Here is a 20785-nt window from a genome sequence, read left to right as displayed (position 1 = left end):
GCGATCATTTGCCTAGATAAATAGTTAATACAGAAATGTCAGATGGCGATACACCACTGATTCGGGTTGCCTGTCCTAATGTTTCAGGTTTTATTTTCTTAAGTTTTTCTCTTGCTTCCGATGAAAGTGCCTTTACCCTATCATAATCGAAGTCGGATTTGATTTTGAAGTCCTCAAGCGTTCCTATCTTTTCGGCAAGCTTTTGCTCACGATCGATATAGCTTTCATACTTTATACTTATCTCTACCTGTTCTTGTACTTCAATGGAATATTTGTCGAGTAGTTCCCTTGTTTCGGTACTTAAGGCTTTTATTTCTTTGATGCTGAGTTGGGGTCTTTTCAGAAGATGAGCCACGGAGACTTTCTCATCAATAGTTGAAGTATTGAATTGAGTCAGTCCATCATTCACCATTGCGGGGTCGAGTTTAGCCTTCTTTAGTTGTTGAAGCAGATGGTTAAAGTGTTCTTTTTTGGTTTGCACCTTTTCAAGCCTTTCGTCACTTGCTAGTCCGATGCTATGCCCTATTTCAGTTAATCTAAGGTCTGCATTGTCTTGTCTTAGTAGAATTCTGTACTCCGCTCTTGAGGTGAACATCCTGTATGGTTCTTGGGTGCCCTTGTTAACTAAGTCGTCTATCAGTACGCCGATATAAGCTTCCGATCTTTTCAGGATGAGTGGTTCTTTGCTATGTGCTTTGTTGTGGGCATTGATTCCTGCCATGAGGCCTTGGCATGCTGCCTCTTCGTATCCTGTGGTCCCGTTGATTTGACCTGCAAAGAAGAGTCCCTCTACTCTTTGTGTTTCAAGGCTCAATTGTAGCTGAGTTGGTGGGAAGAAGTCGTACTCTATTGCGTAACCAGGGCGGAACATTTTAGCCTTTTCAAAACCTGGTATCTTGGTGAGGGCTTGATATTGTACATCTTCAGGTAGAGAGGTAGAGAATCCATTTACATAGATCTCAACGGTGTTCCATCCTTCTGGCTCTACAAAGATCTGGTGTCTTTCACGCTCAGCGAATCGATTTATCTTGTCTTCTATGGATGGACAGTATCTTGGGCCTAAGCCTTTAATGCGACCCTGGAACATTGGAGATTTCTCGAAGCCTTTCTTGAGTTCGTGATGGACTTCGTCATTAGTATAGGTTATCCAGCAGCTTATTTGTTTTTCTAAAGTTTTGGTATCGCCGTAGGAGAACTTTGCGGGTTGTTCATCTCCTGGTTGTTCTTCCATTTTTGAATAATCGAGACTCCTACCATCTATTCGCGGTGGAGTCCCTGTTTTCATTCTCCCTGACTCAAATCCTAACGAGACCAATTGCTCAGTAAGACCAGTGGCTGCACCTTCTGCTGTTCTGCCTCCACCGAAGTTCTTTTCTCCTATGTGAATCTTCCCATTCAGGAATGTTCCGTTGGTCAGTACGACCGCGTTGGCTTTTATCTCTAAACCGAGACTAGTCTTTATTCCAACTGCCCTTCCATTCTTAACAAGTACTTCTTTGACCATTTCTTGCCAGAAGTCCAGGTTAGGCGTTTGTTCAAGAGCTAATCTCCATTCTTCAGAGAATCTCATTCTATCGTTCTGCGTTCTTGGACTCCACATGGCAGGACCCTTAGATCTGTTGAGCATTCGGAATTGAATCATGGATTTATCTGAGATAATCCCCGACATACCTCCAAGGGCGTCTATCTCTCGCACTATTTGACCTTTGGCTACACCACCCATTGCCGGGTTACAAGACATTTGGGCAATAGTGTTCATGTTCATAGTGACCATTAACACTTTTGAGCCCATTCTGGCCGCGGCATGTGCCGCCTCACAGCCGGCATGCCCAGCCCCCACCACAATAACATCGTAATCTGGAAACATCATATATTAAGAAATTCTATTCCGTCAATTTTGTTCCACGTGGAACGAAAAGTTGCCCACAAAATTCATCCACATTTCCACATTTGTGTTCCACGTGGAACGTGAATAAATCTGCAGGGGTTGTTGTTCCACGTGGAACAGTCATTTTCCTCTCAAAGATAGGTAAGTGTCCTCTTTTCTTTTCATCTGGGCTTTCTTGGTAGATCCCTTGTCTGAGTAGCCGATTAGGTGAAGGACTCCATGAATTATCACGCGGTGAAGTTCTTCATCGAAAGATGTGTTGAATTTGGAGGCATTTTCTTGGATTCTTTCAACGCTTATAAAAATGTCTCCCTCTATTAATCCCTTTGTTTCGCTGCTGTCGAACGTAACAATGTCCGTGTAGGTGGTGTGATTGAGGTATTGGACGTTTATGGAGTGCAGGTATTCGTCAGAGCAAAAAATGAAATTCACATTGCCCTGCTCTTTCTTCTCTTTTTGTATAGTCTCTTTAATCCAGTTGGTGGTTTTCCGCGGATGAGGGATTTTAAATTGTACGTCTTCCGCAAAGAATCGAATAGAAGCCATCAGGAGTTTACGTAAAAGCTAAGTTCTACAACACGACCTTTTTCCTTGAAATCAACTTCATCAGAAAGATGTTTCATCAGGAATATACCGCGGCCTCCGGGCTTTTCAAGATTCTCAGGAGCTGTTGGGTCGGGCAGGTTGTCGTAATTGAATCCGTTTCCTTCATCTTTAATAACAAACTTAATCATGCTGTTGTCAAGGGATAAACTCAGATGAACGTTCTTCGACTTGTCGCTAGAGTTGCCATGCTTAATGGCATTGTTCACTGCCTCCGTTACGGCTATCATTATATTTCCATAAATGTCATCGTCCAGATGAAAGCGCTCTTTAGCATTGTCAATAAAGCTTTCAATCATTCTGATGTTCTCCATAATTGATGGAACCTGGATGCTGATCGTGTTCATGTGCCGTAAATCCGTTGTTATTGGTTATTCATTCTTTTAAAATAGTCGTTTACCTCTTTCTTATAATAGGGGTAAAGTTTGGGTGGAACTGTTTTTAGCAATTCTACTTCTTTTTCCTTGAGTCGCAAATATTCTTCAAATGCCTTGGGAATTTCTTTGTCGTAATCCTTCGCTGTCTCGCCTTTCCTCTCTTCATCCATATCCTGTTCACGCATTGACTTCTCTGTTTCAAGCATTCTGGTGAGGATATCTTGCTGGCGTCTGATTAATTGGTCGGTAAGCTGTTTGTTCACCAGATCCATTTCCGTTTGTTCCATTTTAGAAGGAAGATCTCCCCCAGGACCCTTTCCTCCTTCTTTCATCTTCTCCTGCATTTCCTGAAGAGCTTTCCGGATACGTTCCTGCTCTGCAGCCATTTCAGCAAGTTCTTCTGATAATTCACGGCCTGATTTACCGCTACCTTTTAATTCCTGAATCTTTTGATTGAGCAGCTGCTGCATTTGACTCAAGCTTGGCTTCTGACCTTTCTTGGATTTTCCCATCGATGGTTTGGCATTAGCCATCATCTGCATCATCATGTCGAAGTGATCATCCAGCATCAAAGCCAGATTATTGATAGAAGTCATGCTGGCCTGCATTTCAGAAGAAGCTTGTGGTCTCTTCCGTTCACGGTTGGCTTCAATTACTTTGTCCAGATGATCGTTTAGTTCGCCAACCTCTTTTGTTACAAAAGAACCCATAAAAGGATCACGCTTTCCAAGCGCTAAAAGACTGTCTTCTAAAACACGAGCATCATCTTTTAACTTCAGCTGTTGCTGAGCAAGCGTATTAAAACGCGGGTCGCTCTGATTTAATTCAGCCAGGCCCTTCATCAGGTTTTCTTGGTCAAATGAGAGTTTTACAAGTCCATGGATGATTTGACGTAATGATTCCATATTCTGCATGTCCATTTCCATATTCATGGAACTTTGTGCACCCTCCATTTGCTGCTGCATCTTCTGCATTTGCTGAATAGCTTTCTGTTGAGGCGTTTTGGATTTAGATGGCTGGTTCTGTTCAAGCATCTCCTGACTTTCGTCTTGTTGTTGCTCGTTTTGATCCATTTCTTCCTCTGAAGGCAATTCTTCACCTTTATCCAGCTCTTCCCCCAGTTTCTTAAGCTCATCGAGCTTTTCAGAAGTTTGTTTGAATTGCTCTTTTAGCTTTTCCTGTTCTTTTGCCAGTTCTTGGCTTTCTGACTTCTGATCCTCTCCATTCTGCTGATCGTTGCTTTTATCTCCCTTTTGATTCTTTTCGTTTTGCTCGCCTTTCTTTTCCCCTTTTTGATTCTTTCCGGATTTTTCCTTTTCCAAAGATTCAGTTTTCTCCAAAAGTGATTTTTGATCCTGGACTTGTTCTTTTATGTCTTCAATGGCTTGATCAAGTTTATAATCGTATTGAAGTTGTTTGAATAACTCCAGTGTGCGCTCGAGCTCTTTCTCCAGGTTGTTTGTGTTTTGATTGAGTTTATCGAGCACTTTCTGAAGCTTGTTGATATCAGCATTTTCCTTCAATAGCTTCTGCAGTTCTTCAAACAACTTTTTGGTTTCTTCATCTAAGAGTTCTTCCATTAGCTTCTGGATCTGCTGGGCTTTTTCGCGAATGCGTTCGTCCTGTTTTGTAAAAGCCTCTTTTTTCTCTTCCAGCAGCTTATTCTCTTCTTTTAACTTTTCGAGCATTTGATCCAGACTCTGTTTCTGCTGAACAATGTCTTCCAGCATCTTCTTATCCTGCCAATCGAGATTCTGTTTGCCTTTTAACTTCTGTGCGGCCTGCTCTATCTGATTCTGAAGCTTGTTTGCTTTAGACTCGCTCTGATTGATTTTTTGCTCGGTCTGATTTTGCGAGTTTCGAATCTCGGTCACCAGATTATCCTTGGTAGGAATCAAAAATGTGTAAAAACCCGTTTTGCTGGATTTTCGACCATTTACGCCATCGTTATCCCACACTTGCAAATAATATTCAAGTTGTTCGCCTGGACTGAGCTTCAACGAATCAACAGACCAATTGTAAAAGAAGCTTTGCTGATTTTGGACTTTGGAAATTGGAATATTTACCGATCTCGATAAAATCTCTTTTTGGTTTTTATTTCTTATTCTGAAATGAAGTGTCAATTGTGTAATTCCATAATCATCTCCAATCGAGCCTCCCAAAATAATTCTTTGGTATAAAACTGAGTCTTTGAAGTTATTAACGGAAATCTGGGGATGCTGATCTTTGATGACTTCAACCTGGTAGGCTATTCTTTCTTTGTTTTTGCTCCTGTCGTTTTCCAGTAGAATTTCATATTGATCAGGATTTCTAAACTCTTTTATATAGTTAAAGAATTGGTTGTCAGATTCTTGAAAATTTTGAGGAGCGTTTTCGGAGGAGAACAAAATGCTTGCTTTCTCTGCATTTACTGTTGTCAGATTCCATTTTACTTTCGTTCCCTCGGGAATTTCAAGGTTTCCGGAGTTTACAATCTTTTCTGGTTGACGTTGCAGATAACGAGGGTACTCAAGCTCAATGTTGAATTGTGTGAGTTCAGGTCTGTTAACAAGTGAAACGTGAAACATTTCTGAATAAAACCCCGCTGCCTCAAGTTGAAAATCAAATGCAGTCTGCACATTTTCGAAAACGGCAGTAAACTCACCGTTGCCTTTGTGATCCAGTTTAATTCTGCGTTCACCCGTAATGAGGTAAGCATCATCTGGAACGGCCTGCCCATCCAACGTTATGTTTACAGAGAGATCTTCGTTGTAAAATGCGGTTAGCGATTTGTCGGCTACATTAAATTTAAAAGGAGGCTGTGGAGAATATTGCTGTGTAAAATTTACAATGCGTTGGGTGCTGAGTGTTAAGATGCTGCTGTTGAAAATGATGATTGCAAAAATGGCAACGAAGGGTATAATGAGATAGCGCAGGTATTTTCTGTTCTCGCGTATATCAATAAAACTATCAAATTGGATGGGTGCGAAATCCTGGGACTTTTGTTGGATGCTCGCGTAGGTTAGAGCGGAGTCGCTTTTGGAAGAGCTGAGTTGGATAAGGTTGAGAAGTCTGTCGCTAACGTGAGGTAGATGGCTACCGATAATTTTTGCACTTTGCTCTTCATCCATTCCTCGTTTGATGATCCACCAGCGAAGTGGTTCTTTCAGAAACCGATAGGTGCAGAATGCAGCTACAGCGAGAAACGTAAAGAAGATTAAGAATCTCGCCCATGGACTGAGCCACAAATTATATTCAACAAGCGCGGCAATCAGAAAGTACGATGCGAGAATTGACAGCGAGAGAATGGCACCTCGTATGAAAATGTTGAGATAGTACTTCCGTTTGAAGGACTTGATCTTCTCATGTATCTGCTCTACACCCGTTCCCATATGGATTTATATTTATAGTCAAAAACGAAACAACCAGACTGAAAGTTGAGAGACACCGAAGATAGCGGCTCCCAACTTTCAAAACAAAGCACTGGTGTAAAACGGACAACAGACTAAGGATTGTGTTCAGGCTTAGTCCAATCGAACTCTTTTTCGAAATACTCGATCACATGCATCCTCAACAACTTCTCTTGTTCGAGTAAATCAAAATGGGGCAATTTTTTAATGAGCTTCCAATGAGGCCAGCCATCTTTATCCTGACCTTCCAGTTCATAATAACCCGAGTAGCTAAGCACTTTGCAGATGCCGATGTGCATTAGGTCCTGCTTTTCTTCTTTACTGAAAACCCGATTGCCTTTTCCCAACTCCTGCACGCCAATCAGAAAAAGTACACTGTTCAGATCTTTTGGTTTTTTTCCAACCATACCTTCTATACCGAGGAGTAATGCAGACCAGGTTCGTTCAAGTTCGAGATCGCGCTTAAACATTTTGAAGTTCCTCCCAATACTCAAACGCTCTGCGTAAATGTGGAATTACGATGGTACCTCCTACCAATGTTGCAACTCCAATTGCTTCGTGAACTTCTTCAGTGGTAAAACCAACTTCTTTGCATTTTCCTAAATGATAGCGAACGCAGTCGTCACAGCGAAGAACGAGTGAACAGGTTAAGCCGATAAGTTCTTTTGACTTTACATCCAGGTGTCCTTCGGCATAAGCGTTTGTGTCGAGATTGAATATTCGTTTAATGATCAGACTATCGGAAGCCATGATCTTATCGTTCATCTTGCTACGATATGTATTAAAATCTTCAACAAGTCCCATAAAATAATTTTTGATTTAGTACATTTAAAAACACAGTTGCTGGCAAATATATTTCAAAATGGCTAATTCTATTTTCAGGGAGTTAATCTCCGATTTCGTCTCGCTCTTCTTTCCGAATTGTTGTGTTGCCTGTTCAGATTCACTGGCCAAAGGTGAAGAACTTGTCTGTACGCGTTGTATGTTAGAGATGCCTCAAACGTCTCATCACAAAGAAATCAACAACGAGTTGCGAGTGAGATTATCGCACCGGTTCGAAGTAACAAAAGCTGCAGCACTTTTCAAGTTTGCCAAGAGCAGTCGTGTACAGCATATACTTCATGCGCTGAAGTATAAGAACCGCCCGGAAGTAGGCATTATGCTCGGTAAAGTTTTAGGACAGAAACTGGTGGATGCTAAAATTATACAAACGGATATTATTATACCGGTTCCGCTTCATTCATCCCGAAAAAGAAAACGCGGTTATAACCAGAGTGCAAAGTTTGCTGAAGGATTATCGATGAAGTTAAATATACCTTTCTCGGATACAATCATCACCAGACTTGTAAAGACGGATACACAAACCAAGAAGAATAAACTGAACCGCTGGCAAAATGTTAGCGAAGTTTTCCACGTGAAAGATCCTGTTACCGTGAAAGGTAAGAGGATCCTTCTGGTGGATGATGTAGTAACAACAGGTGCTACCATTGAAGCTTGTGCTCATGTACTTAAGCAAAACGGTTGCTCAGAAATTAATATAGCATGTATTGCCGAAGCCTAATCATTTTTCAAATTATCAACCGGGTTTGCCCACGCGGCACGTATAGTTTGCGAACCAATGGTGAGGCCTCCGAGTGCGATAAGAATTAATACGCCAGAACCAATCACACCTATACTTAGCTCTGTACGGTAGGCAATCAGTTGTAACCATAAGTTATTGATAAACCATGCAGCGGGTACCGCCAGTACAATGGCGATAACAATGAGAAGTATAAAACTCTTCGAAAGTAAAAGCACCAGAGAGCGATTGCTGGAACCTAGAACTTTACGAATCGAAATTTCTTTCAATCTGGTTTCCGTGGTATAGGTGGCCATGCCGAGTAAACCGAGACATGAAATAACAATAGCCATAAAGGCGATCACGCCAATGATATTTACAAAATCAGCAAATACGGTTTTGTAAAATGATCTTACCTCTTCTTCAAAATCGCGATAGTCAAGTTTTAGTGTTGGATTTACTTTAGCCCAAGCTGCTTCTATATTTTTTACTGCGTCTTCACGACTCCCAGTATATTTTACCTGCAGAATATTGAATTGCTCCGGATTATACCGTAGTGCCATCGCCTCTACTTTACTCATCATCATCTGGTGATTGTAATCTTTTATCACACCGATGATCTCAAATTTTGATGAGTCGAATGCGTTATAGATAAATTCGCCAATGGCATCGTGTGGTGTAGCGAATTGAAAACTCTTTACGGCTTCTTCGTTGATGATAATCCAACTCTTATTTTTATCACCGGCCTGTGCGTCAAAATTTTTACCGGCCAGCAAAGGTATGCCCATGTTTTCAAGATATCCTTCATCAACTACAAAGTAGTCTACCATACTACTCTCTTTATCACTCAATTGTTTTTTGAAATTATCGCCATAGGTAACACCCGTTGCCGGGACGTGTGAAGCTGCCGCTATACTTTGTATAGTGCCATAGGAGCCAAGTTGTGTTTTGAGTGCCCCATAAGATGATCGGTTCAATTGAACATTGATCTTATTGGCCATGTCGAAACCATGATCGGCCTTCACAAAAAGCTGAAGTTGATTATAAAGCAGTAACACGGAAAGAATAAAAATGAGTGACAAGGTAAACTGTACAACCAACAGCGACTTACGCAAACCCATTCGTGAGAACAGCTTCAGGCTGCCACCTATATTTTTGAAAACTTTTACCGGTTGAAATTTTGAAAGTATAACCGCTGGGAAAAATCCTGCGAGCAGTCCAACGCAGATGCTGAAGACAACAAACACACTGTATACATATATATTTCCCTCCAGGTCCCAACGGAGCGCCTGGGCAAAACGGAGGTTGAGCATAAACGGTTTAACCGCGAGCAAAAACAAAAGTGAAAGCCCCAGTGCAAAGAGCGACATGATCACCGCCTCTGATATAAATTGAGAAAATATCTGATAGCGATACGCTCCGTTTACTTTTCGTATACCAATTTCTTTCGCACGAGTTAACGCGCGTGCTATTGAAAGATTGGTATAGTTGAAGCATGACGTTACCATGACGATCAAAGCCAACCCACCAAAAAAGTATACAAAGATTCGCGGCATGAACGGACCAATCGGATTGTTGATAAAACCTCCGGGTGTTATACTTGAAAGATTCTGAAGGTAAAACTCAATTTTTCGCTCGTCTTTACTTTCAGCTTTATCGACTTGTTGCTTTTTCGCGAAGTCGTTTAAGTGTCTTTCGATCTCGGTGGGCGATTGCCCTTCTTCCAGTAACAGATATACCCAGCCCGCTGTGAAATTATCCCAACCCGAATCGTTACGGTCGAAAGTACTATCGGCTTCGAGACTTTTAATGGTTGAGTACGAGGCGAGTCCTTCAAAGACAATGTGTGATTTGTGTTCAGTTTCTTTCAATACACCGGTAACTTTATACTCTCCCAGCTTTCCGACTTTGATAACCTCGCCTACCGGATTGTTGTTGCTGAATAATTTTTTAGCAGCCTTGCTTGTAATAACAACAGAATAAGGATCTTTCAATGCGGTTTTTGGATCACCGAGTTCAAGCTCGTATTCGAAAACGTCAAGCGCATCCTGATCTACAAAAAAACCAGATATAGGAATATTGATGTCGCGACCCGGATCGAGTTCGAGCCAATTATTACCAAATCCTCTGCGGATGCGAACCGCTTTTGCCACACCGGTGTATTCTTCGAGCATTGCCTGCGCCACCGGCTGAGGTGAAGTCGAGTAATCATTACCGGAAGACGAACCATCGGGATTGAGGTTGCGCGTGATGACCCGGTATACCCGATCGCGTTTTGTATTATAGCGGTCGTAGGTGAGTTGGTCTGCTACCAGCATGATAATGCCGAGACATACAGACATGCTGATGGCTAGTCCGAATATATTTATGAAAGAGAAAAATTTATGCCTCTTCAGATTGCGCATGGCAACCTGTATATAGTTTTTAATCATAAAGAAAGTGAAAAGAGGTGAGGGTATATAGTATAAGAAGTGAGTAAATCGTACTGCTTATTTAGCAGCACGTTTCACCAGGAAGAAGTATAGCAGAAAACCGAGAGAAAGAGCAACAGCAAAAATTCCGTAAGGTAATGTTGAGTCCGGACGAACTTCGAGTGAATCCATTAAGATCAACGCCACGCCGCCTGACAGTGCGATCAGTCCCCATTTCAAAGAACTATATTTATTGTCTTCAGCGGAATGTGACTTGAAGATTGATTGACTCTCTTCATTAACAAAGCCTTTTTCAATCATCTTCTTTTTAAGAATATAATCGGTAAGCACTTTTGTGAAGAAGTATAAAGAAGTACCAAAGCTTCCTATAATCGCGATTGGCATGAGTACATGTTCCATAACTGTTTCGTGTTTTTGTTTTGAAGCGTAAGACACGCGACTGTACCGCGATGTTGCAGACTTGGTTATTTATTTTCAAGAAAATCAGCATCCATTTGCAGGCTCAATATTTTTCTTCCTTTCTGCAACATCTTTGCTTGCTAACTTGTCTAACAACTCAATGACAGACGATCGGGCACTCATCTCTAGAACCTTGCGGGGAGATATGCAGGCCTTCACGTTGCTGATCCGGCAACATGAAAGGCTTGTTGCTCATATGATAAGCCGCCTGGTAAAAAATGACGAGGAGCGTGAAGAACTTTGCCAGGACGTTTTTTTAAAAGTGTACGAAAAACTGGCAGAGTTTAATTTTCAGTCCAGGCTCTCCACGTGGATCGCCACCATTGCCTATCGTCATGCCATTAACCACATGCGAAAGAAAAAGATGTTGTACACAGCCATTCCGGAGGACGAAAGTTATACGGCACATTTTACAGAAGATGTAAATCCAGAATCGTTGATGGAAGATAATGACATGGACTCTTTCGTAATGAAGCTGGTTGACTTGTTGCCTACGAACTATAAACTGGTACTTACACTTTATCATGTAGAAGGCATGACCTACGAAGAGATAGGTTCTGTAACCAATATGCCGGAGGGCACTGTAAAAAATTATATCTTCAGAGCGCGAACGCTCCTGAAAGAAAAAGTAAAAAACATTTTACCAAAAGAAGAGTGGTTATGAGTGAGGCCGATAAAAAACTGCAGGAAAAAATTGAAGCCGGATTTTCAGGTTTGGGTTCTGATGATGAAAAAGTATATCAACAGATCTTTTCAGCGTTGGAGAAGGAACCGGCTTTTGCTTTACCCGCATCGTTCGCAGAGGGTGTTGTTCATAAAATTCAACGCGAACAGGCGCGTGCTGCCAAGCGCGAATATTTCTGGTTGTGTGCTGGAATTGTACTCTTGATCATCGTGATGATAGTAGCCATTGCATTTACCGGTTTCAAAATCAGTGCAGGTTTTCTGTCGGGTATATCAGCTTACAAAGGTCTGTTTGTGTTCGGAGCGATCTTTATTCTCGTTCTTCATTGGCTGGACAGAAAGTTTGTTCGTGTAAAGAGTGACATCCTGTAATTTTCATGTGTCAGCAATTACACTATATTAGTGACGGAGATCGTTTACTCCATCACTAATTATGAAGTATTCTAGCCTACTACTACTCCTGCTCTGTTCAGTATTCAGTCCGTTGTATTCCCAAAAGTATACGGGCGACAGCTGGTCGAAAGTAAAATCAAAAGGATCCGGAACGTTAACGATTGTATACTATGATCAGGCCGGTCTTATTCAAAATGTAAATGGCAAAATGAAAGGAGTGTGCGTAGATATACTTTCAGATTTTGCTGAATACGTAAAGACCAAACACGGGGCGAACCTCACCCTGAACTATGCCGGACAAGAACAAGAGTTCTCGTCTTTTCTAAAAATAGCGCAGACAACTCCGAATATTCTGGGCGTAACCAACACCAGTATTACCGAGGAACGAAAAAAAATAATGAAGTTCAGTCCTCCGTATATGACAACGCAGTTAGTGTTACTTACCAATCAACAGGCTCCTACGCTGGCTAAACTCGAAGATCTTTCAAAAACATTCAATGGTTTTACCGCTGAGGTGATAACCGGAAGTACCCACGTGAAGTATGTTGATAAAATAAAAAAACAATACTACCCAACGCTTAATGTAGTATATGCCACGTCCAGCGAAAGCGTTATTAAACATCTTACCTCGAACGCAAAAGTTTTTTCCATTCTCGACTTTACGGAATATGTAGGCGTGGTGCGGAAAAAGCTCCCGGTAAAAAGACATGACATTGACCTGGGTAATGCTGAAGAACTTGGTTTTATAATGGCCAAACAAACTGATTGGGATGAAGTATGGAATGAATTTCTTACAACGGATTATCGTAAAAGTGTACGCTATAAAAAAATCATAGCCGATAACCTGGGCTCAACTTTCCTCAACCTGGTGCGCTAATAAATAAAAAAGAGGCTTACCGATATGGCATGCCTCTTTTTATTTATACCTATATATGTTTTTCTCGGTTTAGTCAGCTTCTATCGTAACGGTGCCTACGTCAGTAACATTACCAACCGTTACCTGCACACCAGATTTTGTCGTGCTGAGATAATTGAAGTTGGGAGCAAACGAAACATCATACGTACCGGTTGATAAACCGCGGATCAAAAAGCGACCTTCGGCATCGGCATAGGTGGTACCAACAGTGTCTTGTCCAACAATGGCGTATACCGCAGGCGTTGACGCAGCCGGAGTAACGATACCTTTAATCGCTCCATCTTGTGCCTCTGCGATGCTGCGAATTACGGGCTTCAGTTTGTAGCTGCCATTGCCGGTAGTAACAATAGAGCGTGCAACATCAAAATCAAGCAGAATCTTGTAGGTTATACTGGCCGATAAAGTTTGGTGAACCTGCAACTTCAAACCAGATTGTTGTGCACTGGGTGTGGACAGATCAAATACATCTCCATCAACCTTAACAGTATTATCATCACCTAATACTAAACGCACTTGCGAAATTTTGCCTGCGGGTATTTCAACTTCGCCCAGCAGCGTATCCAGTCCGTTGGTGAGATCAAGCAGATTATAAATTCCCTCTCTTATGGATAAAGATCGCCAGCCTGATTCCTCATCATTATCTCCAACGTGTACTTTCACTTCCTGAATGTCAATGTTTACTTCCTGAAAGTCTCCGGGAGCATCCGTTAACCACACCTGAACCTTGGCCGCTTTGTCGTCATCAGAGTCGCAACACACTAAAAAGATCGAAACAAGGCTCAGCAGAAATAGTTTTACTGTTTTTGTGAACATATAAATTTGGGTTATTTACAGTTCAAAGGTTGGTAAAAGATCATCTTTATGTATAACCAATACTGATCAGTAGCCAATAGTTTCGCTTTTGTGACAGCTTCCTATATTTTTGCGCACAAATTAAAAAATTCTGCTATGAGCTATCGCATCGAAAAAGACACCATGGGTGAAGTGCAGGTTCCTGCCGATAAATATTGGGGAGCACAAACTGAGCGTTCACGCAATAACTTTAAAATTGGTCCTGAAGCAAGCATGCCCAAGGAAATCATTTATGCTTTTGCATACCTTAAGAAGGCTGCAGCCATGGCCAACCACGAACTTGGTGTTTTAGCGGCCGATAAAAAAGATCTTATCGGTAAAGTTTGCGATGAAATTCTTACCGGTAGTCTCGATGCTGAATTTCCTCTGGTGATCTGGCAAACCGGATCGGGTACACAGAGTAACATGAACGTGAACGAAGTGATCGCATACCGTGCACATGTTATTCAAGGCGGTAAACTTACAGACGAGAAAAAAGTACTTCATCCAAACGATGATGTTAACAAGTCTCAATCTTCCAACGATACTTTCCCAACGGCTATGCACATCGCTGCTTATAAACAGGTGGTTGATGTTACCCTTCCGGGAATGACGAAGCTTCGTGATACACTTGCTAAAAAATCAGAAGCGTATAAAAATATAGTGAAGACCGGCCGCACCCATTTTATGGATGCAACTCCGCTTACACTCGGTCAGGAATTTTCAGGATACGTTCAACAGATCGACAACAGCATTCGCGCTATAAAGAATGCGCTTGAAGTTGTTCGCGAACTTGCATTGGGTGGAACAGCTGTAGGTACGGGACTCAATACACCAAAGGGATACGATGTACTCGTTGCTAAAAAAATAGCCGACCTCACCGGACTTCCTTTTGTTACTGCTCCCAACAAATTCGAAGCGCTTGCCGCACACGATGCTATGGTAGAATTATCAGGAGCGTTGAAAAGATCGGCCGTAGCATTTATGAAAATCGCGAATGATATTCGTATGCTGAGTTCAGGCCCACGCTGCGGTATAGGTGAAATTGTTATTCCGGATAACGAACCAGGTTCTTCTATTATGCCGGGCAAAGTAAATCCTACACAACCGGAAGCACTTACCATGGTATGCGCACAGGTAATCGGAAATGATGTTGCTGTATCTATAGGAGGGTCAACCGGCCATTTCGAGTTGAATGTTTTCAAACCAGTTATCGCAGCAAACGTACTGCAGTCTGCACGACTTATCGGTGATGCCTGCGTATCATTCAATGATAAATGCGCAGAAGGTATAGAACCAAATGAAGCGATCATCAAACAACATCTTGAAAATTCTTTGATGCTGGTAACATCACTCAATACACACATTGGTTATGAGAACGCAGCTAAAATTGCCAAGAAGGCGCACAAGGAAAATAAAACATTGCGCGAAGCTGCTGTAGAGCTGGGTCTCGTTACTTCAGAGCAGTTCGATCAGTGGGTAAGGCCTGAAAAGATGGTTGGAAGTCTTTGAGAAATAGCACCTTCCTGAAAAATATAATAAATTTATTTGTACTTTTAAATGGGATTTAAACCAAACAAGCCATGAAATACAGACTTACTTTATTTTTTTGTCTGGCTTTAATTTTTTCATCTACACTAGTTTCTGCACAGCTCTCCAAACAAGAAAAGAAGGAGTGGAAGAAAAAAGCCAAGCAATTTTCTAAAAGCCCTGAGAGCCTGAAACAATTAACAGAGGAAAAACAGGCAGCAGAAACTCAGGTATCTACACTAAACCAAAAGGTAACGCAGATGCAGAGCCAGGTGAGTGAGAAAGATGCCAAGATCGTTCAACTCGAAGATGAACTTACACAGGCACGCGGACAACTTACAGCTGCAAAAGCAGAACTCGCGCAGTTGAAAGAAGCTCCTGTTATTAACCCGATGGATTTTTCGAAGGGTATCGTTTTTAAAGTACAGATAGGTGCTTTCAAGAATAAAGATCTTGCGAAGTATTTTGACAATAACCCCAACTTTGGTGGTGAGGTAAAAGAAGGAGAGCCACAAAAAGTAACGATCGGAATTTTCCGTGACTACTGGGAAGCTGATACCTTTAAAAAGTATATGCGCGAAATGGGCGTTAAAGATGCATGGATTGTTCCATACAAAGATGGCCAGCGCGTAGAGATAAAAGATGTTCTGGAAGGTGTTGTAAATGAGAAACCCGCAGAAAGTTCTAAATAAGAAATTGTTTTCTGTTTGAAATAAAAGCAGTGGTCAAACACTGCTTTTTTGTTTTCATATGCTCTGGTCCTGTTATTGATATCTGAAAGTTTTTAAATTTTTAAAAGACCGGCTCTGCCTTATTTTTGTAAAATGACTTGCCTGCGAACGTTCCTGTTTCTCCTGCTTTTGCTGCCTACTACACTTCTGGCACAGATTCGTGTTGGCAAGCTGGTGATTAAACCAAAAGAAGTTTTTGAGCTTGGTCAATCCGATATCCTCGTAGCCGATACACTCATTATGATGGATTCATCGCGACTGGTGTTGAATAAACTCAAGAGCGAAAACTATATACGTGCACGCTGGGCGGTATTTGGAAATAATTGTGTTATAGATGGAAAAGGTATAGATGGCAAACCTGGACGAGACGGAAGAAATGGTGATACACCTACGATTCCATGCAGCTCAGGTCAACCCGGAAGAAACGGAGGAAAAGGTCTTGACGGAACACCGGGCATTAATCTTTTTCTGTATCTTGAAAGAATAACCGTGAACGGAAATCTGATCATCGATATAAGAGGAGGAAATGGAGGAAGAGGTGGTAACGGAGGCAACGGTGGTGGTGGCAGTCCGGGTACCGTGCATTGCATCGGGGGTGATGGCGCCAATGGGGGGAACGCGGGCCCCGGTGGAAATGGTGCGAACGGAGGAAGTTTAACATTAGACAACGCGAAGAATCCTGCTGTAAAAGATTTAATAGGAAAACAGATCATTATTAGAAATTATGGTGGTATGGCGGGCTCGCCCGGGCGAGCCGGATACTACGGGCCAGCAGGCTTAGGTCCATCGCGCAGAAACGGAAAAAAAGGTTTGCCAGGAACTGAAAGCGCCTTCGGTATAGGAGGTGGCTATGGCAAAATCAACATCGAATCAAACTAGGCAGATGTATAGAAGATGGATTCAAAAAGAAATACCCTCACAAGAGGAAGTGGAAAAGCTTTCGCAGGCAATTAATGTAAATCACTGTTTAACGTCTATTCTTATTCAGCGAAAGATCGGTGAGTTTGAAACGGCCAGGAATTTTTTTAGACCCTCGCTCGAACATCTTCATGATCCGTTCCTGATGAAGGATATGGATAAAGCTATAGATCGTTTGAAGAAAGCAATTGACTCAAACGAAAAAATTCTGATCTATGGCGACTACGATGTAGATGGTACCACGGCTGTGTCGCTGGTGTATAGTTATGTTCATAACTTTTATACAAACTGTGAAGTATATATACCCGATCGCTATGCCGAAGGCTATGGCGTTTCACTTGCTGGTATAGAATGGGCGGAGCAAAACGGATATACTTTAATCATTGCACTTGACTGCGGTATAAAATCATCGGAGCTGATAGACACGGCACGGAACAAGGGTATAGATTTCATAATTTGTGATCACCACTTGCCTGACGATAACATTCCGCTTGCTGCAGCGGTGCTCGATCCTAAACGCAAGGATTGTAATTATCCGTATAAAGAATTAAGCGGTTGTGGAATAGGTTTCAAACTTATTCAGGCATACGCCCAGCGCCATCGCGATAGTCATGAAATATACCAGTACCTCGACCTGGTTGCTGTAAGTATAGCTTCTGATATTGTGCCGATCAATGGTGAGAACAGAACGCTCGCACATTTCGGTTTAAAGAAGTTAAATGAAAATCCTTCTCCGGGATTAAAAGCGCTACGAGAAATTGCCGCTATAAAAAACGACCTCGATGTTTCCGGCATCGTCTTTACGTTAGGACCTCGTATAAATGCAGCCGGCCGTGTAGCACATGCGCGTGCAGCCGTAGAGTTGCTCATTGCAAAGACAGAAGAAGAAGCAAACGACCTGGCAGGCAAAGTAAATATCAAGAACGATCTTCGTAAACAGTTTGATTCGGATATAACCGAAGAAGCTATTGCCATGATCGAAGGTGATGCCGCCTTGCGCTCCGCTAAATCAACCGTACTTTTTAAAAATACCTGGCACAAAGGTGTAATTGGCATAGTTGCTGCTCGCTGTGTAGAGAAATACTACAGGCCAACAGTGATCTTGACAGAATCCAATAATAAAATTACAGGCTCGGCACGAAGTGTAAATGGCTTTGATCTATATAAAGCTATACATGAATGCAGCGACCTGCTTGAAAAATTCGGAGGACATAAGTATGCTGCCGGCTTAACGCTGGATATACAGAACCTCGAATTGTTTCAGCGAAGATTTGAAGAAGTGGTTTCGTCAACTATAACAGAAGATATGCTCACGCCTGTTATTGAAATTGATATGCCGCTAAACTTCGACACCATCACGCCAAAATTTTTAAACGTGTTGAAGCAAATGGCACCGTTCGGCCCAGAGAGTCAGCGCCCCGTTTTCCAGGCAAGTAATGTATATGTATTTAATTCTCTGTCGAGTTTTAAAGACAAGCACGTTCGTTTCCTCGCTGCACAGGAAGGAAGCGATAATGTATTTCAGGCGGTAGGTTTTGATCTGGTTGAACATTACGACAGACTTTCAAGACGCGACACGTTCAAGATGGCCTATACGGTTGAAGAAAACACATTCAACGGAACAACTTCGATCCAACTAAGAATCAAAGACATTAAATTTCATTGAGATGATATTGCGCGCAGAACATTTAATGAAAAAGTATAAAACGCGAACTGTTGTGAACGATGTTTCTGTGCAGGTTGCACAAGGAGAAATTGTTGGTTTGCTCGGTCCGAATGGTGCAGGCAAAACCACTTCGTTTTATATGATTGTGGGTTTGATAAAACCGAATGAAGGAAAAATATTTCTGGACGACCAGGAGATAACTCCCCTGCCTATGTATCAGCGCGCGCGCATTGGTCTTGGGTATCTCGCACAGGAAGCTTCCGTTTTCAGAAAATTAACCGTTGAAGAAAATATAATGTCGGTGCTGGAGATGCGCGATTACACAGCCCAGCAACGAAAAGAAAAAGTTGATGAACTGATTGAGGAATTTAGTCTTCACAAAGTTCGTAAAAATATGGGCATGTCTCTTTCAGGTGGTGAACGCAGAAGAACGGAAATAGCACGTGCGCTTGCTGTTGATCCTAAATTTGTTTTACTCGATGAGCCCTTTGCCGGTGTAGACCCGATTGCGGTTGAAGAAATTCAAACCATCGTTGCCAAGCTCAAGAATAAAAACATTGGAATACTCATCACCGATCACAACGTTGATGAAACATTATCCATTACGGATCGTGCGTACCTGATGGTAGATGGAAAATTATTCAAATCAGGAACGGCCGAAGAACTTGCCAGTGACCCTCAGGTAAGAAAGGTTTATCTGGGACAAAACTTCGAGTTGAGAAGGGCAAAAATTACTCTTCCCAAAGAAGAGCAATGGATTGATCCATCGGAAGGATTATAAGATTCTTAAATTGACCAACACACGCACTTTACCTCCGCTCTAGTCGGCAAGTTTTACTATTTTTGATTTTACTGTAAAGTGTGTAAATGGGTCTTATCAATTCTATATTAACATGGGTTATGAAGAAGCGCATCCACCAGATGGAGCTCTTCATGAAATATCCGCATGAAGTACAGGATGAGCTTTTCAAAAAACTTATTTATAGCGCGCGCTATACAGAGTTTGGATTGCAGTATGATTTCAGCAGCATACAAACCTACGAGCAATTCCGTGAGCGCGTTCCGGTTCATACCTACGAAAAAATTTTTCCGTTCATTGAACGTCTCATGCGTGGTGAACAAAACATTTTGTGGCCGACCGAAATAAAGTGGTTTTCAAAATCTTCAGGCACCACGAACGCACGCAGTAAATTTATACCTGTATCACAAGAAGCTCTGGAAGACTGTCACTTTAAAGGCGGAAAGGATCTGATATCCATTTACGTCAACAACTATCCGGATACAACTTTGTTTGATGGAAAAGGTCTTGCTGTGGGAGGCAGTCATCAACTCAATGATTTCGATCCGAGTGCTAGTTCATACTACGGAGACGTGTCGGCAGTAATTATGCAGAACCTTCCGCAGTGGGCGCAGTTCATTCGCACGCCAAGTCTGGAGACAGCATTGATGGGCAACTGGGAAGAAAAAATTGAAAAGCTCGCGCGCGAAACAGCGCGAGATAATGTTACTAACATCGCCGGTGTACCTACCTGGACAATTCTGCTGATACAGAAAATTGTTGAACTCGAAGGAAAGAATAATATACTCGAAGTATGGCCTAACCTCGAAGCATTCTTTCACGGAGCTGTTTCGTTTACGCCTTATCGAAATCTTTTTAAATCACTTATACCTTCCGACAGAATGCGATACTGGGAAATATATAATGCCAGTGAAGGATTCTTCGGTATACAAGATCAGCGCGATTCGGAAGAAATGTTACTGATGCTCGACTATGGTATATTCTATGAATTCATTCCGGTATCAGAACTTGATAATGAAAATCCGCGCGCGGTTCCATTGGGCGAAGTGCAACTCAATACAAACTATGCTATGCTCATTTCTACCAATGCCGGCTTATGGCGCTATAGTATTGGTGATACTATAAAATTTACTTCGCTCGCTCCGTATCGTATCAGAATATCAGGTCGCACCAAGCATTTCATCAACGCCTTTGGCGAAGAGCTTATCGTTGAAAATGCAGATGCTGCAATTGCGCGTGCGTGCGATCAAACCGGGGCTATTATTGAAAACTTTACGGCTGCGCCTATATATCTCGATCACGGAAAAAAAGGCGGTCATGAATGGCTGATCGAATTTAAAGTCAAGCCATCAAGTCTCGAACAGTTTACATATATACTCGACAAGACACTGCGCGAAATAAATTCTGATTACGATGCCAAACGCACGCACGACCTGGCACTGATCGAACCTCGCGTGCATTGCGTTGAAGAAGGAACATTTTATAACTGGATGAAGAATCGCGGCAAGCTTGGCGGACAAAACAAAGTTCCCCGGTTATCAAACTCACGCGAGTATGTTGAAGATATACTCAAGATGATGGCGGAGGTAGAACGTTAAAATATACTCTCTG

At 42.0% G+C, this 20785-nt stretch carries 19 protein-coding genes; 10 read left to right on the top strand and 9 right to left on the bottom strand.

Features of this window, described 5'->3' with window-relative positions; all coding sequences use genetic code 11:
- Nucleotides 1–4 precede the first annotated feature (4 nt).
- The 6 genes from mnmG to ACFQ21_RS23805 form a co-directional block, all read right to left on the bottom strand.
- Nucleotides 5–1867: a tRNA uridine-5-carboxymethylaminomethyl(34) synthesis enzyme MnmG gene (mnmG, locus tag ACFQ21_RS23830; RefSeq protein WP_377584063.1), complete on the bottom strand. Its 1863-nt coding sequence runs from the start codon at nucleotides 1865–1867 to the stop codon at nucleotides 5–7.
- A 141-nt stretch (nucleotides 1868–2008) separates the two neighbouring features.
- Nucleotides 2009–2434, bottom strand: coding sequence for an rRNA maturation RNase YbeY (gene ybeY, locus ACFQ21_RS23825; protein ID WP_377583414.1), 426 nt, complete (start codon nucleotides 2432–2434; stop codon nucleotides 2009–2011).
- Nucleotides 2434–2838, bottom strand: a complete 405-nt coding sequence (locus ACFQ21_RS23820) for an ATP-binding protein (RefSeq protein ID WP_377583412.1) — start codon at nucleotides 2836–2838, stop codon at nucleotides 2434–2436. The genes ybeY and ACFQ21_RS23820 overlap by 1 nt, the downstream gene beginning before the upstream one ends.
- A 17-nt stretch (nucleotides 2839–2855) precedes the next feature.
- Nucleotides 2856–5978, bottom strand: coding sequence for a hypothetical protein (locus tag ACFQ21_RS23815; protein ID WP_377583410.1), 3123 nt, complete (start codon nucleotides 5976–5978; stop codon nucleotides 2856–2858).
- A gap of 374 nt (nucleotides 5979–6352) precedes the next feature.
- Nucleotides 6353–6727 carry a hypothetical protein gene (locus ACFQ21_RS23810; RefSeq protein ID WP_377583408.1) on the bottom strand — a complete coding sequence of 125 codons (375 nt, stop codon included), beginning with the start codon at nucleotides 6725–6727 and terminating at the stop codon, nucleotides 6353–6355.
- Nucleotides 6720–7061, bottom strand: a complete 342-nt coding sequence (locus ACFQ21_RS23805; RefSeq protein ID WP_377583406.1) for a carboxymuconolactone decarboxylase family protein — start codon at nucleotides 7059–7061, stop codon at nucleotides 6720–6722. Before ACFQ21_RS23805 ends, ACFQ21_RS23810 begins: the two co-directional genes overlap by 8 nt.
- A 58-nt stretch (nucleotides 7062–7119) precedes the next feature.
- Between ACFQ21_RS23805 and ACFQ21_RS23800 the strand changes: the two genes are divergently transcribed.
- Nucleotides 7120–7818, top strand: a complete 699-nt coding sequence (locus tag ACFQ21_RS23800; protein WP_377583404.1) for a ComF family protein — start codon at nucleotides 7120–7122, stop codon at nucleotides 7816–7818.
- Here the strand turns inward: ACFQ21_RS23800 and ACFQ21_RS23795 are convergent.
- Together ACFQ21_RS23795 and ACFQ21_RS23790 are read right to left on the bottom strand one after the other, a co-directional pair.
- Nucleotides 7815–10247, bottom strand: a complete 2433-nt coding sequence (locus tag ACFQ21_RS23795; RefSeq protein ID WP_377583402.1) for an ABC transporter permease — start codon at nucleotides 10245–10247, stop codon at nucleotides 7815–7817. The two genes, ACFQ21_RS23800 and ACFQ21_RS23795, sit on opposite strands and share 4 nt — an antisense overlap.
- Before the next feature lie 57 nt (nucleotides 10248–10304).
- Nucleotides 10305–10646 carry a DUF6249 domain-containing protein gene (locus ACFQ21_RS23790; protein ID WP_377583400.1) on the bottom strand — a complete coding sequence of 114 codons (342 nt, stop codon included), beginning with the start codon at nucleotides 10644–10646 and terminating at the stop codon, nucleotides 10305–10307.
- A gap of 160 nt (nucleotides 10647–10806) precedes the next feature.
- On the opposite strand from ACFQ21_RS23790, the gene ACFQ21_RS23785 reads away from it, so the two are divergent.
- The 3 genes from ACFQ21_RS23785 (at nucleotide 10807) to ACFQ21_RS23775 (ending at nucleotide 12660) form a co-directional block, all read left to right on the top strand.
- On the top strand, nucleotides 10807–11370 hold the full coding sequence (locus ACFQ21_RS23785; RefSeq protein ID WP_377583398.1) for an RNA polymerase sigma factor: 564 nt from the start codon (nucleotides 10807–10809) through the stop codon (nucleotides 11368–11370).
- Entirely contained in the window at nucleotides 11367–11762 is a 396-nt protein-coding gene (locus ACFQ21_RS23780) for a hypothetical protein (protein ID WP_377583397.1), read from the top strand. The genes ACFQ21_RS23785 and ACFQ21_RS23780 overlap by 4 nt, the downstream gene beginning before the upstream one ends.
- Before the next feature lie 61 nt (nucleotides 11763–11823).
- On the top strand, nucleotides 11824–12660 hold the full coding sequence (locus ACFQ21_RS23775; protein ID WP_377583395.1) for a substrate-binding periplasmic protein: 837 nt from the start codon (nucleotides 11824–11826) through the stop codon (nucleotides 12658–12660).
- Between the two features lie 69 nt (nucleotides 12661–12729).
- On the opposite strand, the gene ACFQ21_RS23770 is transcribed toward ACFQ21_RS23775, so the two are convergent.
- Nucleotides 12730–13512: a DUF4382 domain-containing protein gene (locus ACFQ21_RS23770; RefSeq protein ID WP_377583393.1), complete on the bottom strand. Its 783-nt coding sequence runs from the start codon at nucleotides 13510–13512 to the stop codon at nucleotides 12730–12732.
- Between the two features lie 135 nt (nucleotides 13513–13647).
- Here ACFQ21_RS23770 and fumC point away from each other — a divergent pair, with 135 nt between their 5' ends.
- From fumC to ACFQ21_RS23740, 6 genes are all read left to right on the top strand, one after another.
- Nucleotides 13648–15042, top strand: coding sequence for a class II fumarate hydratase (fumC, locus tag ACFQ21_RS23765; protein WP_377583391.1), 1395 nt, complete (start codon nucleotides 13648–13650; stop codon nucleotides 15040–15042).
- A gap of 71 nt (nucleotides 15043–15113) precedes the next feature.
- On the top strand, nucleotides 15114–15752 hold the full coding sequence (locus tag ACFQ21_RS23760; protein ID WP_377583389.1) for a coiled-coil domain-containing protein: 639 nt from the start codon (nucleotides 15114–15116) through the stop codon (nucleotides 15750–15752).
- Nucleotides 15753–15884: 132 nt separating this feature from the next.
- The gene (locus ACFQ21_RS23755; RefSeq protein ID WP_377583387.1) at nucleotides 15885–16670 is read left to right on the top strand and encodes a hypothetical protein; all 786 of its coding nucleotides are present in this window, start codon (nucleotides 15885–15887) and stop codon (nucleotides 16668–16670) included.
- Between the two features lie 4 nt (nucleotides 16671–16674).
- Nucleotides 16675–18375, top strand: coding sequence for a single-stranded-DNA-specific exonuclease RecJ (gene recJ / locus ACFQ21_RS23750; protein ID WP_377583385.1), 1701 nt, complete (start codon nucleotides 16675–16677; stop codon nucleotides 18373–18375).
- A gap of 1 nt (nucleotide 18376) precedes the next feature.
- Nucleotides 18377–19156: an LPS export ABC transporter ATP-binding protein gene (gene lptB, locus ACFQ21_RS23745; protein ID WP_377583383.1), complete on the top strand. Its 780-nt coding sequence runs from the start codon at nucleotides 18377–18379 to the stop codon at nucleotides 19154–19156.
- A gap of 86 nt (nucleotides 19157–19242) precedes the next feature.
- A complete protein-coding gene (locus ACFQ21_RS23740; RefSeq protein ID WP_377583381.1) occupies nucleotides 19243–20772 on the top strand; it encodes a GH3 auxin-responsive promoter family protein in 1530 nt (509 codons plus the stop codon).
- Nucleotides 20773–20785: the final 13 nt, after the last annotated feature.

This window comes from Ohtaekwangia kribbensis (assembly GCF_042676245.1).
Taxonomy (GTDB): Bacteria; Bacteroidota; Bacteroidia; order Cytophagales; family Cyclobacteriaceae; genus Ohtaekwangia; species Ohtaekwangia kribbensis.
The sequence above is the reverse complement of the archived record's forward strand: the minus strand, read 5'-3'. Positions and strand labels throughout refer to the sequence as shown.